Source organism: Bacillota bacterium (assembly GCA_018333655.1).
GTDB lineage: Bacteria > Bacillota > UBA994 > UBA994 > UBA994 > BS524.
Genome location: JAGXTJ010000005.1, coordinates 14,354 through 27,698 on the forward strand (window position 1 = coordinate 14,354; position 13,345 = coordinate 27,698).

At 54.4% G+C, this 13,345-nt stretch carries 11 protein-coding genes and 1 other RNA gene; 7 read left to right on the top strand and 5 right to left on the bottom strand.

The window, feature by feature from the left end; all coding sequences use genetic code 11:
• Nucleotides 1-138: 138 nt before the first annotated feature.
• Nucleotides 139-837 carry an SAM-dependent methyltransferase gene (locus tag KGZ92_00990; protein MBS3887861.1) on the top strand — a complete coding sequence of 233 codons (699 nt, stop codon included), beginning with the start codon at nucleotides 139-141 and terminating at the stop codon, nucleotides 835-837.
• Nucleotides 838-942: 105 nt separating this feature from the next.
• Here the strand turns inward: KGZ92_00990 and KGZ92_00995 are convergent, their stop codons facing one another.
• The gene (locus KGZ92_00995; protein ID MBS3887862.1) at nucleotides 943-1,557 is read right to left on the bottom strand and encodes a redoxin domain-containing protein; all 615 of its coding nucleotides are present in this window, start codon (nucleotides 1,555-1,557) and stop codon (nucleotides 943-945) included.
• Between the two features lie 269 nt (nucleotides 1,558-1,826).
• Between KGZ92_00995 and rnpB the strand changes: the two genes are divergently transcribed.
• The 3 genes from rnpB (at nucleotide 1,827) to trpS (ending at nucleotide 4,722) form a co-directional block, all read left to right on the top strand.
• Nucleotides 1,827-2,190: RNase P RNA component class A (gene rnpB, locus KGZ92_01000), an RNA gene on the top strand.
• A gap of 160 nt (nucleotides 2,191-2,350) precedes the next feature.
• A complete protein-coding gene (locus KGZ92_01005) occupies nucleotides 2,351-3,721 on the top strand; it encodes a glycine--tRNA ligase (protein ID MBS3887863.1) in 1,371 nt (456 codons plus the stop codon).
• A 23-nt stretch (nucleotides 3,722-3,744) separates the two neighbouring features.
• On the top strand, nucleotides 3,745-4,722 hold the full coding sequence (gene trpS, locus KGZ92_01010; protein MBS3887864.1) for a tryptophan--tRNA ligase: 978 nt from the start codon (nucleotides 3,745-3,747) through the stop codon (nucleotides 4,720-4,722).
• A 5-nt stretch (nucleotides 4,723-4,727) separates the two neighbouring features.
• Here the strand turns inward: trpS and KGZ92_01015 are convergent, their stop codons facing one another.
• Together KGZ92_01015 and KGZ92_01020 are read right to left on the bottom strand one after the other, a co-directional pair.
• Nucleotides 4,728-5,498: a TPM domain-containing protein gene (locus KGZ92_01015; GenBank protein ID MBS3887865.1), complete on the bottom strand. Its 771-nt coding sequence runs from the start codon at nucleotides 5,496-5,498 to the stop codon at nucleotides 4,728-4,730.
• Between the two features lie 22 nt (nucleotides 5,499-5,520).
• On the bottom strand, nucleotides 5,521-6,033 hold the full coding sequence (locus KGZ92_01020) for a LemA family protein (protein MBS3887866.1): 513 nt from the start codon (nucleotides 6,031-6,033) through the stop codon (nucleotides 5,521-5,523).
• Between the two features lie 156 nt (nucleotides 6,034-6,189).
• On the opposite strand from KGZ92_01020, the gene KGZ92_01025 reads away from it, so the two are divergent.
• Both KGZ92_01025 and KGZ92_01030 read left to right on the top strand, forming a co-directional pair.
• Nucleotides 6,190-7,335, top strand: a complete 1,146-nt coding sequence (locus tag KGZ92_01025; GenBank protein MBS3887867.1) for an SAM-dependent methyltransferase — start codon at nucleotides 6,190-6,192, stop codon at nucleotides 7,333-7,335.
• A 79-nt stretch (nucleotides 7,336-7,414) separates the two neighbouring features.
• Nucleotides 7,415-9,427, top strand: a complete 2,013-nt coding sequence (locus tag KGZ92_01030) for a S9 family peptidase (GenBank protein MBS3887868.1) — start codon at nucleotides 7,415-7,417, stop codon at nucleotides 9,425-9,427.
• Between the two features lie 15 nt (nucleotides 9,428-9,442).
• On the opposite strand, the gene KGZ92_01035 is transcribed toward KGZ92_01030, so the two are convergent.
• Both KGZ92_01035 and KGZ92_01040 read right to left on the bottom strand, forming a co-directional pair.
• Nucleotides 9,443-10,444 (bottom strand): phosphotransferase, encoded by a 1,002-nt coding sequence (locus tag KGZ92_01035; GenBank protein ID MBS3887869.1) that lies wholly within the window; start codon nucleotides 10,442-10,444, stop codon nucleotides 9,443-9,445.
• A 62-nt stretch (nucleotides 10,445-10,506) separates the two neighbouring features.
• The gene (locus KGZ92_01040; GenBank protein ID MBS3887870.1) at nucleotides 10,507-11,994 is read right to left on the bottom strand and encodes an oligosaccharide flippase family protein; all 1,488 of its coding nucleotides are present in this window, start codon (nucleotides 11,992-11,994) and stop codon (nucleotides 10,507-10,509) included.
• A 145-nt stretch (nucleotides 11,995-12,139) separates the two neighbouring features.
• Here KGZ92_01040 and KGZ92_01045 point away from each other — a divergent pair, with 145 nt between their 5' ends.
• Nucleotides 12,140-13,315 (top strand): PLP-dependent aminotransferase family protein, encoded by a 1,176-nt coding sequence (locus KGZ92_01045; GenBank protein ID MBS3887871.1) that lies wholly within the window; start codon nucleotides 12,140-12,142, stop codon nucleotides 13,313-13,315.
• Nucleotides 13,316-13,345 lie beyond the last annotated feature (30 nt).

Sequence of the window (13,345 nt, forward strand, 5' to 3'; positions counted from 1 at the left end):
TCCTTGCGATATACTTAGGTATATCCTTGCGATATACCTAGGTATATCCTTGCGATATATATAGGAATATCGTTACGATAGTAGTATGACTAGATTATACATGTTTTCGGACAAGATTTCGCATAGGGGAGGGTATTTATGACATCTCTTTCACCCCGACTTACGGCCTTGCTAGAGCTGCTCACCCCCTGTCGCTGCCTGGCGGAGATCGGTAGTGACCATGGTTTGCTCATTACGACTGCGGTGGCATGTGGAGTTGCCGAGCGCGGCGTGGCGGTAGAGATAAACCGTTCGCCGTACCTAGAGAGCCAAAAGGCAGTCTTGACGGCAGGACTCGAGGACAGGATCGAAGTGTGCCTTGGCGATGGCCTTAAGCCCTTGGCCGTAGGAGAAGTAGATGCCCTCTGCATCGCTGGCATGGGCGGCGGAACAGTGGCGCGCATACTGGCTAGGGGCGAAACAAAACTTACCGCGGTTCGGCAGTTAGTGCTGCAGCCGAATGTCGACGCGGCGGAACTTAGGCAGTACTTGCTTACTAGCGGCTATGCAATCGTGGACGAACGCTTAGTTTTAGATGGCGACTACCTGTACCAAGTGCTGCGCGCCGAACCAGGCGAGGGCGGCTCGTACTCGCCGCTTGAACTTGAATATGGCCGCCAGAACCTTGCCCGGCATGACCCATTGCTGCTACAGCTGTTGTCGCGCGACTTGGCGCATTGGCTCAGGGTGCGCGATGAGTTGACTAAGGGCAGGGGCGAGAGTATCGCTAGGCGGCAGAGTGAGGTAGAGGAGAGGATTACCCTGCTAAAAGAGGCCGTAAGCCATGCCTCGCTCTAGGCGTAGGTAGACGAAAGAGGGGCTCTGCTTAAAGCATGCCCCTCTTTTTCTTAATGTCGATTGCTACCTGGGCGGCTATTCTTCCTGCACTTGCTCCCTGGTCTACTATTCTTTTCCGTATTGTTCGTAAACTTTGCCGACCATCTTGATGGAAGGTGTGAGTGTTTGGTCGCCCTCTTCTGCCCACTGCGCCGGGCACGCCTCACTGTCGTGGTTGGCGAGGTAGCGGTTGGCTTTGAACTTGCGCATCAACTCATCGATATTGCGGCCGATGTTGAAGTAGTTGATCTCAGAGTTCATAAGCTTGCCGTCGGGGCTGATAATGAAGGTGCCGCGTAGGGCGAGGCCTGAACTTTCATCGTAGACGCCGAACAAGCGCGAGATATTGCCGGTGGGGTCGGCACCCATGGGGTATTTAACGTCCTCCAGCATTTTTTCTACGCGTTGCCAAACCAAGTGGGCGTACTTGGTGTCCTTGCTCACCGTGATGACTTCAGCGCCTAAACGCTTAAATTCTTCGTACTTGGCGGATATGGCGGCAAACTCTGTGGCGCAGACGAAAGTGAAGTCGCCGGGATAGAAGAAGAGGATGGTCCATTTGCGCTCAGCCTTGAGCCTTTCTAAACTGATTTCGCTGAACTCAACGGCAGCTGTGTCTAGCACATCGAGCCTGAAATTTGGAACATCTTGGCCTACTTTAACTGTGAAATTTTCGAACATCATGCATTCCCCCTAAATTTGGTACAAGAAACAAGAGACAAGAGACAAGAAGCAAGAGGCAGGAAATAAGAAGCAGGAAGTGGGAGACGGGCAGGCGGGAGAAGGATATTGTTGGTCGCAAACAGTAATCATTAGCTGTTGAGTAAGTTTATCATGTGCGCTTTGAAGCTGTCAAGAGTAAGATGCCACGAGCGCAGAAAAATTATAATCAAGAAAATGGAAGCTTGTTTCTATTGCAAAATGCGCTAAAAAAGCATAGAATATAGTGTCGAGTGAATTGAGCAGTCGCGCCGTCAAATCGGCGAGGAAAGTCCGGGCTCCGCAGGGCAGAGTGCTGGTTAATGGCCAGTCGGGGTAACCTGAAGGAAAGTGCCACAGAGATATACCGCCCCTCGGGGTAAGGGTGAAAAGGTGAGGTAAGAGCTCACCAGCGACCTGGTGACAGGTACGGCTAGGTAAACCCCACTTGGAGCAAGACCTAATAGGGGAGAGTTAAGAGCTGCCCGCTCGTTCTCCCGGGTTGGTCGCTATGCGCACCTTGGTGCGAAGGAGGTCTACGGCAACGTAGATCCTAGATAGATGACTGCTGCCGCGCGAGCGGTACAGAACCCGGCTTATAGATTCACTCGACAGCTGTTAATTGCGCCAATGCCTTTACTCTGCTATAATCCTAGCAAGTGCATACACGTTGATTCAGGGGGCTATGCAACACGCCTGTGCAGCGTGGAAAGAGGACCTTTCGTCCCTTGTGGGACGGGGTCTTTTTGTTTTTTTTGAGAAAGGGGAGTTCTTGATGACGGTTACCATGGACAAGATTGTGGCACTCTGCAAAAGCCGTGGCTATGTTTTCGCTGGCTCTGAGATTTACGGTGGGCTGGCCAACACCTGGGATTATGGACCGCTAGGGGCCGAGCTAAAACGGAATATTAAGAAGTTGTGGTGGCAGAAATTTGTGCAAGAATCACCCTACAATGTGGGCCTAGACTCCGCCATTCTTATGAACCCAGAGGTATGGGTGGCCAGTGGCCATGTGGGTGGTTTCTCAGACCCGCTTATTGACTGTCGGGCCTGCAAGAGCCGCTTTCGGGCTGACCACCTGGTAGAGGAAGCGGCCAAAGTGAATGTGGACGGCTGGGCGCAGGCACAGCTTAAGAGTTACATAGATAGTGAAAAGCTCAAATGTCTAAAATGCGGGGCGCATGACTTTACGGAGATTAGACAGTTTAACCTAATGTTTAAGACCTACCAGGGTGTCACCGAAGACTCAAGGGCCGAGATTCACCTGCGGCCGGAGACGGCACAGGGTATTTTTGTTAACTTTCGTAATATAGCGCGCACTACCCGGCGCAAGCTGCCCTTTGGAGTAGGGCAAATCGGCAAGGCTTTTCGCAACGAAATTACACCGGGCAACTTTGTCTTTCGCACGCGCGAGTTTGAGCAGATGGAGCTGGAGTTTTTCTGCCAGCCCGGCACGGACTTAGAGTGGTTTGCCTACTGGCGCAAGTTCTGCCACGAGTGGCTGCTGGCCATTGGTCTTCGCCCAGAGAGTGTACGCCTGCGTGACCATGCTAAAGAAGAGCTCAGCCACTACAGTGCCGCGACGACAGATATTGAGTTTAAGTTCCCCTTCGGCTGGGGCGAGCTGTGGGGCATTGCCGACCGTACAGATTTTGACCTTAAGGCCCACATGGCGAAGTCAGGCGAGGATATGCGCTTTCTTGACGCCGAAAGCAACGAAAAGTTCGTACCCTATGTTATTGAGCCCTCCCTAGGTGTGGAGCGCTTAGCCCTAGCATTACTGGCAGATGCTTACTGTGAAGAGCAGCTCGCCCCAGACGATTCGCGGGTCGTGCTGCGGCTACACCCAGCAGTCGCCCCCCTTAAGGCGGCCATCTTGCCGCTTAGCAAAAAACTAGGCTCAGAGGCAGAAGTGCTTTATCGCGAGCTCGCCAAGCATTTTATGGTGGAGTATGACGAGGCGGGAAGTATCGGCAAGCGCTACAGGCGTCAAGATGAAGTAGGCACACCGTTCTGCATTACTTTCGATTTTGAGTCGCTAGAAGACCGCGCCGTCACTGTGCGCGAGCGCGACTCTATGGCCCAGGTGCGCATACCGATCGATACCCTGAAAGAGTATATTCGGAGTCGCATCACCATCGACTAGAAGTGGGAAGTGGGGATAGAGCTATGGCGAGAGTTTTTTCGGGCATTCAGCCCTCGGGGATTTTAACCCTCGGTAACTACTTAGGTGCGCTTAAGCATTTTGTGGAGCGGCAAGCTCTGCACGAAGCCTTTTACTGCATTGTAGATTTGCACGCCTTAACACTGCCCCAAGACCCCGCCGCGCTGCGCGAGCAAGTGAGGACTCTGGCCGCGGTTTACTTGGCGGCCGGTCTAGACCCCGAGCGGGCCACGCTCTTTGTGCAGTCACAGGTGCCAGAGCACAGCGAACTGGCTTGGCTTTTGCAGTGCCTGAGTTACCTCGGTGAGCTTAGCCGCATGACGCAGTTTAAAGAAAAGGGAGAGGGCCGCGAGTCTGTCTCAGTCGGCCTCTATACCTACCCTGTTTTACAGGCTGCCGATATTTTGCTCTACGATACGGAGCTTGTACCCGTAGGGGAAGACCAGAAGCAGCATATTGAGCTTTGTCGCGATATCGCCCTGCGCTTTAACCAGCGCTTCGGCGATGTTTTCGTCGTGCCCGAGCATCAAATCGCGAAGCTCGGGGCACGTATAATGAGCCTTGATGACCCAGCAAAGAAAATGAGCAAATCTAGCCCTACCCCGGCGAGCTATATTAGCCTGCTCGATACGCCAGAGACGATGCAGAAGAAGATTATGCGCGCTGTTACAGACACAGGCAGCGAAGTAAAGTACGACCCCGAGCAAAAGCCCGGGGTGTCAAATCTCTTGGTTATAAACGCCTTGCTCAGCGAGCGCAGTATCGCTAGTCTCGAGGAGTTGTTTGTGGGCAAGGGCTATGGGGCGCTTAAAAAGGACACCGCCGAAGTAGTGGTTGCCGTGCTAGACCCCCTGCGGCGGCGCATCCTCGAGTATCTAGAGTCGCCTGACCTTGATATGACTATGCGAGCGGGGGCCGAAAAGGCCAGGGCTGTGGCTAGCGTGACGTTAAGCCGTGTGCAGAAGGCCATGGGCTTACGCTAGAGGCCTTACCACCTGCCGCCTGCGCCACCGCCGCCGGAGCGTCCGCCACCGAAACCGCCACCACCGAAGCCGCCGCCAAAGCCGCCACCCCGGCCACCGCGGCCACCCCGATTCATGCTGCCTAGGCCATGTCCGAGGAGAAACCAGAGCATGCTACGTCCGCCCCTAGTCATAAGAAGGGCCAGGATGATGACCAAGAATACTCCGGAGCCCAGCATGTCGGCCCACGAGGCAGTGTTCTCCCCCGGTATGGCTACTGCGGTGGTGTCGATGGTTACATTGTGCTCGCGTTCGAGGCGGGGAACGATGCCGTCTGTGCTGAGCAGGGCTAAAGCCAGCCCGTCGTAGAAGCGGCCTTCGCCAAAGGCAGGGGTAATGTACTGCCGCATAAGAGCGCCGAGGTAGCTATCGGGCAGCACGCCTTCAAGGCCGTAGCCGGTGTGAAAGCGAAACTCGCGCTCCTCTATGCTCACCAGAATTAGCATGCCGTTATTTTTTTCGCGCTTGCCAATGCCCCACTCGGAAAAGAGCCGTTGCGAAAAGGTAAGGGCCGTCTCTCCACCGAGATTAGGCATGGTGACGATTACTAATTCTGCGGTGGTGGCTTGCTCTATACCCTGTAGTACCTGGGTGAGGGTGTCACTTTGCGAAGGAGAGAGTATCTTGGCAAAGTCATTGACAAAGGTGAGCTCTGCCGGACGCGCCGGCACTGCCGCGAAGGAGATGGCGGGCACGAAAAGTAGTAGTATGAAGATTAAAGCGCAGGCTCTTCTCACAGAGCATCCCCCCTCTAACTAGTTAATTGCCTAAGTTGACGCGTGGCGCCTGTTGTGCAGCGGGGTCAGCCTGAAAGTAGGGACGGCTGCTGTAGCCAAACATACGGGCCATGATGACCGCAGGGAAAGAGAGTATGCGCGTATTGTACTGCCTGACCACGGCATTGTAGTTGTCGCGCTCGACGCTGATGCGGTTTTCGGCGCCGGCGAGCTCATCCATAAGGCGGGCGACTGACTCTTGCGCTTTTAGTTGCGGGTAGTTTTCCATGACGACTAAGAGCCGGCTGAACGCGCTCTCGAGTTCGTTGCTGGCCGCCACCCTTTCGTCGACCGTGCGTGCCCCGGCCATTCTGGCTCTAGCGTCAGCGATGTTGCCAAAGACCTCGGCCTCGTGTGCCATATGCCCCTTGACCGTCTCCACTAAGTTGGGTATAAGGTCAAAGCGGCGCTGCAGCTTGCTTTCAATTACGGCGTACTGGGCGTCAACTTCTTGGGATAAGCTCACGAAACTATTGTAGGAGCTACCCAAAAACATGCCTACTACAGCAATGAGACCTACGACGATCAGTAGTGCGCCGAGAATACGTCCTTGTTGGTTCACAGTAATCACTCCTTGCTCTGCTCTAAAGTTTTGTCACGCTTATACTACGTGTGAGGAGCAGCTAAGTTTCAGCGAATTTGAGGTGCAGTAATGGATAAGAGGCTCTTGGCACCCCTAGGGGTTGTCGGTGAAAAGATGCAAGGCCGCGACTTTCAGTTCTTGCAGGTTGAGACGGACGGGCGTCGGGTAGAAATTAGCCCGCTGTGGGGGCGTGCGGGCTTTGTGGTACAAACAAAGGGCGAGAGCACCTACGAGGTACCACTAGAGGATATCACAATGTGGCTGGAGCAGCATATTGGTGCGGCGAAAAAAGTTCTTCTGCGGTGCGTCCTGCGCAGCACAGAAACTCTCGTGACTCTCGAGTCTGGTAAAATTAAGGTGCATACTAAGGCCGCGGAGCATCTTAGGAGTGACGCCGGAGCGCCGCCATCCGCGCACAGCCAGGCAGTAATCACGGGAACGCGGCAAGATTTTATTAAGGCCGAGCCAGCGCGTAAAATGCTTACGGCGCTAGGCATTATGAGCCCTACAGGCGAAATTAAGGGCGACAAGAGACGCAAATTTTACCAGGTGGACCGCTTTATAGAGCTCCTATCGCACATGGTGGCGGACTGGCCGCGCGGCGAGGAACTAGTGGTGCTAGACTGTGGTTGTGGCAAGTCTTACCTGTCTTTTGCCTTAAACTACTACTTGCACGAAGTGCTCGGCATTAAGTGCTTTTTCATAGGCATTGATCAAAACCAAGATGTAGTGGACGCCTCGCGCAGAATTCAAGAGGAATTGATTTATCGCAACATGGAGTTTGTCCGAGCAGAGGTAAGCAATTACGTACCCAGCAAAAAACCGCACTTAGTCCTGAGTCTGCATGCCTGCGACACAGCCACCGACGAAGCGTTAGCACTCGGTCTCGCCATGCAGGCCAAGTACATTATTGCCGTGCCCTGCTGCCAAGCCGCGCTCACTGAAAGCATCGACTATGGCGCGCTGCAGAGTTTGGCTCGTCATGCCCTGCTAAAACAGCGACTCGCCGATGTCTTGACCGATGGCCTGCGGGTGTTGGCGTTAGAGGCGGCGGGCTACAAAGTGAGTGTTGTAGAGTATGTCTCGCCGCTCGATACACCTAAGAACTTGATGATTCGCGCCGAGCGCAGTCAGACCACGCCTAGTGCTAGAGCCTATGACGAGCTCAAGCGCGTGCTCAAGGTCGAGCCGTGGATTGACCGCCTCAGTAGGTGAATATTTTTCGTCCGGCGAAGGAATTTGCCCCTGCATGGCAAATATGGTCTGGTGGAAGATAGCAAGGAGGAATCATTTTATGAAAAGGCCTTTGTCAGAAACGGACTTGCTAAGGATGCAGTTTATCTCCTCCCCCGAGATGTCCCCCTGCGGCAAGACGATTGCCTTCGTTAAGACCCACATCGAGGGCGAGACGATGGAGTATCGCTCGCATATTTTTGCCGTACCTACCGGCGGTGGCGATTTGCACCAACTAACAGCTGGCGGCAAGGCTGAGACTGCGCCGCGCTTTTCACCCTGCGGCACAAAATTAGTTTTTGTCTCCGACCGCGGTGTAGATAAGCAGCTTTGGCTGCTAGACCTAAGTCTAGGGGGCGAAGCACGGCCCTTGACTACCATGCGCTATGGCGCGACTAACCCCGTGTGGTCGCCCGACGGACAACAGCTCGTCTTTTTATCGCGTGCTAGTGGTAGTGACGATGTCGCTAGGCTGCTTACGCCCCGTACCCAGCAGGAAAAAGAAGCGGAAGAAAAAAACCGCCGTGAGGAAGCCAAGGTAGTTGATAAGATTAAGTACAAAGCCGATGAAGCTATGGGCCTTCTTGATGGCAAGCATAGCCATGTATGGGTGGTAGGCTTAGAGGGTGGTACACCGCGCCGGCTGACCGAGGGAGATTTTGACCATCATAGCCCGAGCTTCTCGCCCTGCGGAAGCTACCTGGCTATTAGCAGCAACCGCGACAGCGACACGGAGTTTGCTCCCTACGACAGCGACATATATTCGGTAACTCTAGCCACTGGTGAAATTAAACGCCTAACTGCGACCCCTGGGCCGGCCGCTGACCCAGTATGGTCGCCTGATGGAAAGCACGTGGCCTATGTAGGGCACACGTTAGAGTACCGTTTCGCGACTTTAAATCGCATCTACCTGGTGTCGTCCTGTGGTGGCGAGCCGGTATGCGTGACTTCCGGCTTTGACCGCAGCATTGGTGACCACACTAATTCGGATTGTCGCTACGGCGATGGCGGGCGCTCCTTGACTTTTTCGGCCGACGGGCAACGCTTGTACTTCATGGCCAGCGACCGCGGCGACACCCATGTCTACGTGGTCAGGCTAGACACACGCACCGTAGATCAAGTCACCCGCGGGCGTCGCCATGTGCAGGGCTTATCATTCGATAAGAATACGAGCGTGGCCGCCATGTGCGAAGCAACTTTCTTGCAGCCTGCCGAAATTTACGTTCTCGAGGCGGATGGCAGCGAAAGGCAGCTAACCCATGTTAACGCCGCTCTGTTAGCCGAGATCTCACTCAGTGAGCCCGAGGAATTCTGGTACGAGGGCGTGGATGGCTGGGATATTCAGGGGTGGCTGATGAAGCCTGTGAACTTTGCAGAGGGGAAGAAGTACCCCGTTGTTTTAGAAATACATGGCGGGCCACACACGCAGTACGGGTGTTCCTTTTTCTATGAGTTTCAGCTGCTCGCCAGTAATGGCTTTGGCGTGCTCTTTACCAACCCACGCGGCAGCCATGGGTACGGGCAGACCTTTGTCGACGCTGTGCGCGGCGACTATGGCGGCAATGACTATGGCGACTTGATGCTCGCCGTAGACCACGTTGTGGCTCTGCCATGGGTAGACAAAGCGCGCCTCGGAGTTACGGGGGGAAGCTATGGCGGCTTTATGACCAACTGGATAGTGGGGCATACGGATCGCTTCAAGGGCGCAGTAACACACCGTAGCATCTCAAATTGGCTGAGCTTCTACGGCGTGAGCGACATTGGCTATACTTTTACCGAGTTTGAGATAAATGGAAATCCATGGGATGACCAAGCGCTGCTGCTCAAGCGCTCTCCCATTAGCTATGTCAAAAACGTCAAGACCCCTACCTTGGTCTTGCACTGCGAGCAAGACATGCGCTGTCCCATTGAGCAGGGCGAGCAATTCTATGTCTACCTCAAAAAGCTCGGGGTTAAGACGCGCCTAGTGCGCTTTCCGGCGTCTAACCATGAGCTGACGCGAAGTGGCAAGCCGAAACTGCGCCTCGAGAATATGCGCCATGTGGTGGGCTGGTTCTTAGAAACAGTCATGTAGTTCTAATGTCTTTCTTTACCCTTGCGTTACGCTCCAGACAAAGTCTCGGATCTCTGTCAGGTTTTCGCCCAGCCAAACCATGGTGTGGTGTCGACCTTGGGCTGCTTCGTCCTGCCTAGGGTCGGCCGCGCCGCTGTAGTGCTCGCTTAAACCAAAGAGACCGCGCAGTAGCTGGCAGTACCAGAGGCGGGGCATCTCTAGATAATCTGCTGGGGTGAGATTGCCACCGACCGCCTGGTAGCCCTGTAAAATGGCCTTGGCCCAAGCGTAATTGAAGTCTTGGCCGTCAAAGCAGGTGAAGCTAATAGCGCGCATGAGCTCAAGTGAGGGGAAGGCATAGCAAGTCTGGTCGAAGTCAAGCACGCCGCTAACCTCGCCCCTCTCACCGAAGATGATGTTGTCGAGATGGTAGTCGCCATGTATGGCTTGGCGCGCTAAGTGAAAGAATTGCTCGGGGGCAACATCGAGGCTCTGCATGGCTTGGATACGATAGGTCAGGGAGTCTAGGGCGAAAATGTCGAAGGCGTCGCGATACTCCTTAGCCTGTACAACTTTGAGCAAGTCAAAAACGCGCGGTAGCGAGGCCTGGCTTCCCTTCCATAAGGTGCTGTACAGCTTGTCTGCCGTGGGGAAGTTACGCAGACTCTGGTGGATACTGCCTAGCATTTTGCCCATGCTAAGGCATTCAGCGAGGCCAAGCAGGCGGCGTGATATATTTCGGCCAGGGATAAATTTGAGCAGTAAGTAGCGTCGCTTGTCGAGGCTTAGCAAGGGCTGGTGGCCTCTCGCTGTCACCACCTGAGGAACGGGAAATCCTAAAGGGGCGAGGTAGCTGGTCACCTCTAAACCGTCCTGAATACGCTTGTCCTCTACCGCATCACTATAGACCTTCAGACAGTAGAGCAGGCCATCGACTGTGGTTATTTTATAGGTACGGTTTATACGCCCTGTGGTCAGAAGCTCTGCACAGGCGACATCGATGTGGTAGTGGTCGTGAAGCAGCTGCCGCATCTTCATTCTTGGCCCTCCTGTCCTAAGTATTAAACTAGTATCTTCGCCAAATTCGTTGTAACTCCTTGTCAGGCGCGGTGGAGCTTGAAAATTAGGGCGAGAGGATAGAAAGAAAGCGCGATTACTACACCAGCAAGCAGGATGCGGGGCAGGCCGGCTAGCGCCAAGACATCTAGGGCGTAGAGCGTCATAAACAGAGAGACCGCCGCGGCAGTTGCCCCGCGCAGTATGATGCTCGTGGTAGCTTTTGTTCCCCCGGTCTCTTTTAGTACGGCCACCAAGCCGAGCACCGCGCCACAGGATGTACCGACCATGATGGCAAAGACGGCCGCGGTGATGCCTAAAGAGCCATAAAAACGTGACAGTATAATGATGGTAAGGCTACTAAGTAAGGTAGATATGACTGCGTTTCGCGTTGGTAGAGCAGGCTTGCCTAGGCCTTGTAAAGTCGCGGTGGTAATGTGCTGCAGGTAGATGAGCCAGGCCACCCAGCCTAGCAGTGCGAGTAGTTGCCCTGCGGCAGGTACACCAAAGAGCAGCTGACAAAGCTCTGGGCCGACGGTGATAAAGAGGACGCTGCTTGGCATGCCAAGTAGGAGAGCATAACTTAGCCCGCGCTGAAAGCGGTGCTGTTTTTGCTTGGGGCTGGTAGAGTGGGTGCTTTCGGCCATCGCCGGCAAGAGATTGCTGGCCAGGGGGAAAGTTAGTACCGCGGGCAGAAAGAGCACGCTTAGAGCCATGCCCGTTAGTTGCCCATATAAAACGGCCGCTTCGGTTGCAGAATAGCCCATGAAGCGGAGCGAGCGGGGGAGCAGAACATTATTAAGTGTGGAGCTAAGGGCGAGAAAGATGCGCCCAGTTGCCACCGGCAGAACCATGGCGATTAGGGGTGCCATCTGACCTGGGGCAGGGGCCTTGTGGTGCCTAGTAGCGAGTAGTGCCGAGAGCCCGATGCTGATAAGGCCCAAGAGCTCGCCGCCGGTGTAGCCGAGCGCGAGTCCCATGGCCAGGGTCTCCGGGGGTGACGACCCTAACCGGGCGATGATGGCGAGCGCAAACACGGTGTGCGCCACTTGCTCAATGAGGAGCCCTAGTGCCACAAGCGACATAAACCGCATACCCTGGCAGAAACCGCGCAGTGCACCTGCCATAGCGATGATGGGCAAGGCAGGGATAAGGGCTAGCAGGGGTAGCAGTGTTCGTTCATCTTTGAGCAGGTCTACGGCAATGATGTGTCGACCGAAGAAGAGTATGAGCATGCTAAGAAAAGACGTGATGAGGGCCAGTAGGCACCCCGCCTTGAGAGTAGAGGTAGCACCGCTCATGCTGCCTTTTTGGCGGTGGTCGGTGACAATTTTGGCTACGCCAATGGAGATGCCGGCGGTAGCCACGGAGGCGATGCCTGTATAGAGCGGAAAGGCCATTTGGTACAGCCCTAGTGCTTCCTCTCCCACTGCTCGCACGACATAGGCGCGAAAGGCGATGCCGATGATGCGGTTACAGATTGCGGCGAGGCCGAGCACCACAGTGCCACCGATGAGCGAGTTTTGGCGCATGTATCTTCCCCCTTGGGATGATACATATGTCGCAAATTTAGGCGCATGCCTTATCGTCAGAAATTAGCGACTAGTTTGGGTGGTAGGAGAAAGCTGTGGCCATGACGAACAAACTAGTGAGAGCATAATTAGGGGGAGTAGGCAATTGAGCGAAGTCAGGTATGCTGAGAGGCTAAAGAACATGCAAGGCAATGTCATCCGTGAGATTCTTAAACTAACTCAACAGCCCGATATCATCTCGTTTGCGGGGGGCCTGCCGTCACCGGATTCGTTTCCGACAGAGATTTTGGCGGATATTGCCCGTGAGGTGATTTTAGAGCAGCGCGACGTTCTGCAGTATGGTACCACCGAGGGGTATCCTCCTCTGCGGGAGTTTATTGCGGAATGGGTCAAAGACATTGGTATTAACGCTACCGTCGATGAAGTGATTATTACTTCGGGTTCGCAACAGGGTATTGATCTTATCTCTAAGGCGATGATAGATGCAGGGGATACAGCAGTTATGGAAAGCCCCACCTACTTAGCGGCCATTCAGATTCTAAAAACGTACCAGGCGAACTTCTCTGTCGCTCATGGCGACCATGAGGGGGTTTGGGTCGACGAATTAGAACATATTATTGCCCGGGAAAACCCCAAGCTAGCCTACCTCGTGCCTACCTTTCAAAACCCTACGGGCATAACTCTGAACAAGCCGCGTCGGCAAGCTATTGGCGCCATGCTGGCGCGCCATAATACCCTGCTCGTTGAGGATGACCCCTATGGGCGCCTGTCCTTTACCGGAGAAATTATGCCGGCCATTAAGTCCTTCGACGTAAGTGACCGCGTGATCTACTTGGGGAGCTTCTCGAAGATTATCTCGCCAGGCTTACGCCTTGGTTTTGCCGTGGGAGAAAAGTCGATTCTGCGCAAAATGGTCATTGGCAAGCAGGGGACAGATGTGCACACCAACAATTTAGCGCAGGCCATGGTCTATGAGTTCTGTCGTCGCGGACATCTAGTGCCACATATAGAGAGTATTCGACAACGGTACAGTGAGAAACTGAGGGTGATGCAGGATTGTTTAAGACTGCTACCCGCGGAAATTAAGTGGACCAAGCCTACAGGGGGACTCTTTATCTGGGGTGAGCTGCCGCAGGGCATGGACGCGGCCAAGCTCTTGGTGGCGGCTGTGAAAGAGAAAGTGGCCTTTATTCCGGGCGAAAGCTTCTATGTTGAGGGTGGCCACAAGAGCACCCTGCGCGTTAACTTTAGCAACGCCACTCCGGACAATATACGAGAAGGTTTTAAGCGCCTGGCGCGGGCCCTAGAGAATTATGAGTAGTATGAATAGCCGGCAGGGGAAAGAAAGACC

Coding starts and splice junctions, on each gene's coding strand:
- KGZ92_00990 (MBS3887861.1), top strand. CDS start 139: ATGACATCTCTTTCACCCCGACTTACGGCCTTGCTAGAGCTGCTCACC.
- KGZ92_00995 (MBS3887862.1), bottom strand. CDS start 1,557: ATGTTCGAAAATTTCACAGTTAAAGTAGGCCAAGATGTTCCAAATTTC.
- KGZ92_01005 (MBS3887863.1), top strand. CDS start 2,351: ATGACGGTTACCATGGACAAGATTGTGGCACTCTGCAAAAGCCGTGGC.
- trpS (MBS3887864.1), top strand. CDS start 3,745: ATGGCGAGAGTTTTTTCGGGCATTCAGCCCTCGGGGATTTTAACCCTC.
- KGZ92_01020 (MBS3887866.1), bottom strand. CDS start 6,033: ATGTTTTTGGGTAGCTCCTACAATAGTTTCGTGAGCTTATCCCAAGAA.
- KGZ92_01025 (MBS3887867.1), top strand. CDS start 6,190: ATGGATAAGAGGCTCTTGGCACCCCTAGGGGTTGTCGGTGAAAAGATG.
- KGZ92_01030 (MBS3887868.1), top strand. CDS start 7,415: ATGAAAAGGCCTTTGTCAGAAACGGACTTGCTAAGGATGCAGTTTATC.
- KGZ92_01035 (MBS3887869.1), bottom strand. CDS start 10,444: ATGAAGATGCGGCAGCTGCTTCACGACCACTACCACATCGATGTCGCC.
- KGZ92_01040 (MBS3887870.1), bottom strand. CDS start 11,994: ATGCGCCAAAACTCGCTCATCGGTGGCACTGTGGTGCTCGGCCTCGCC.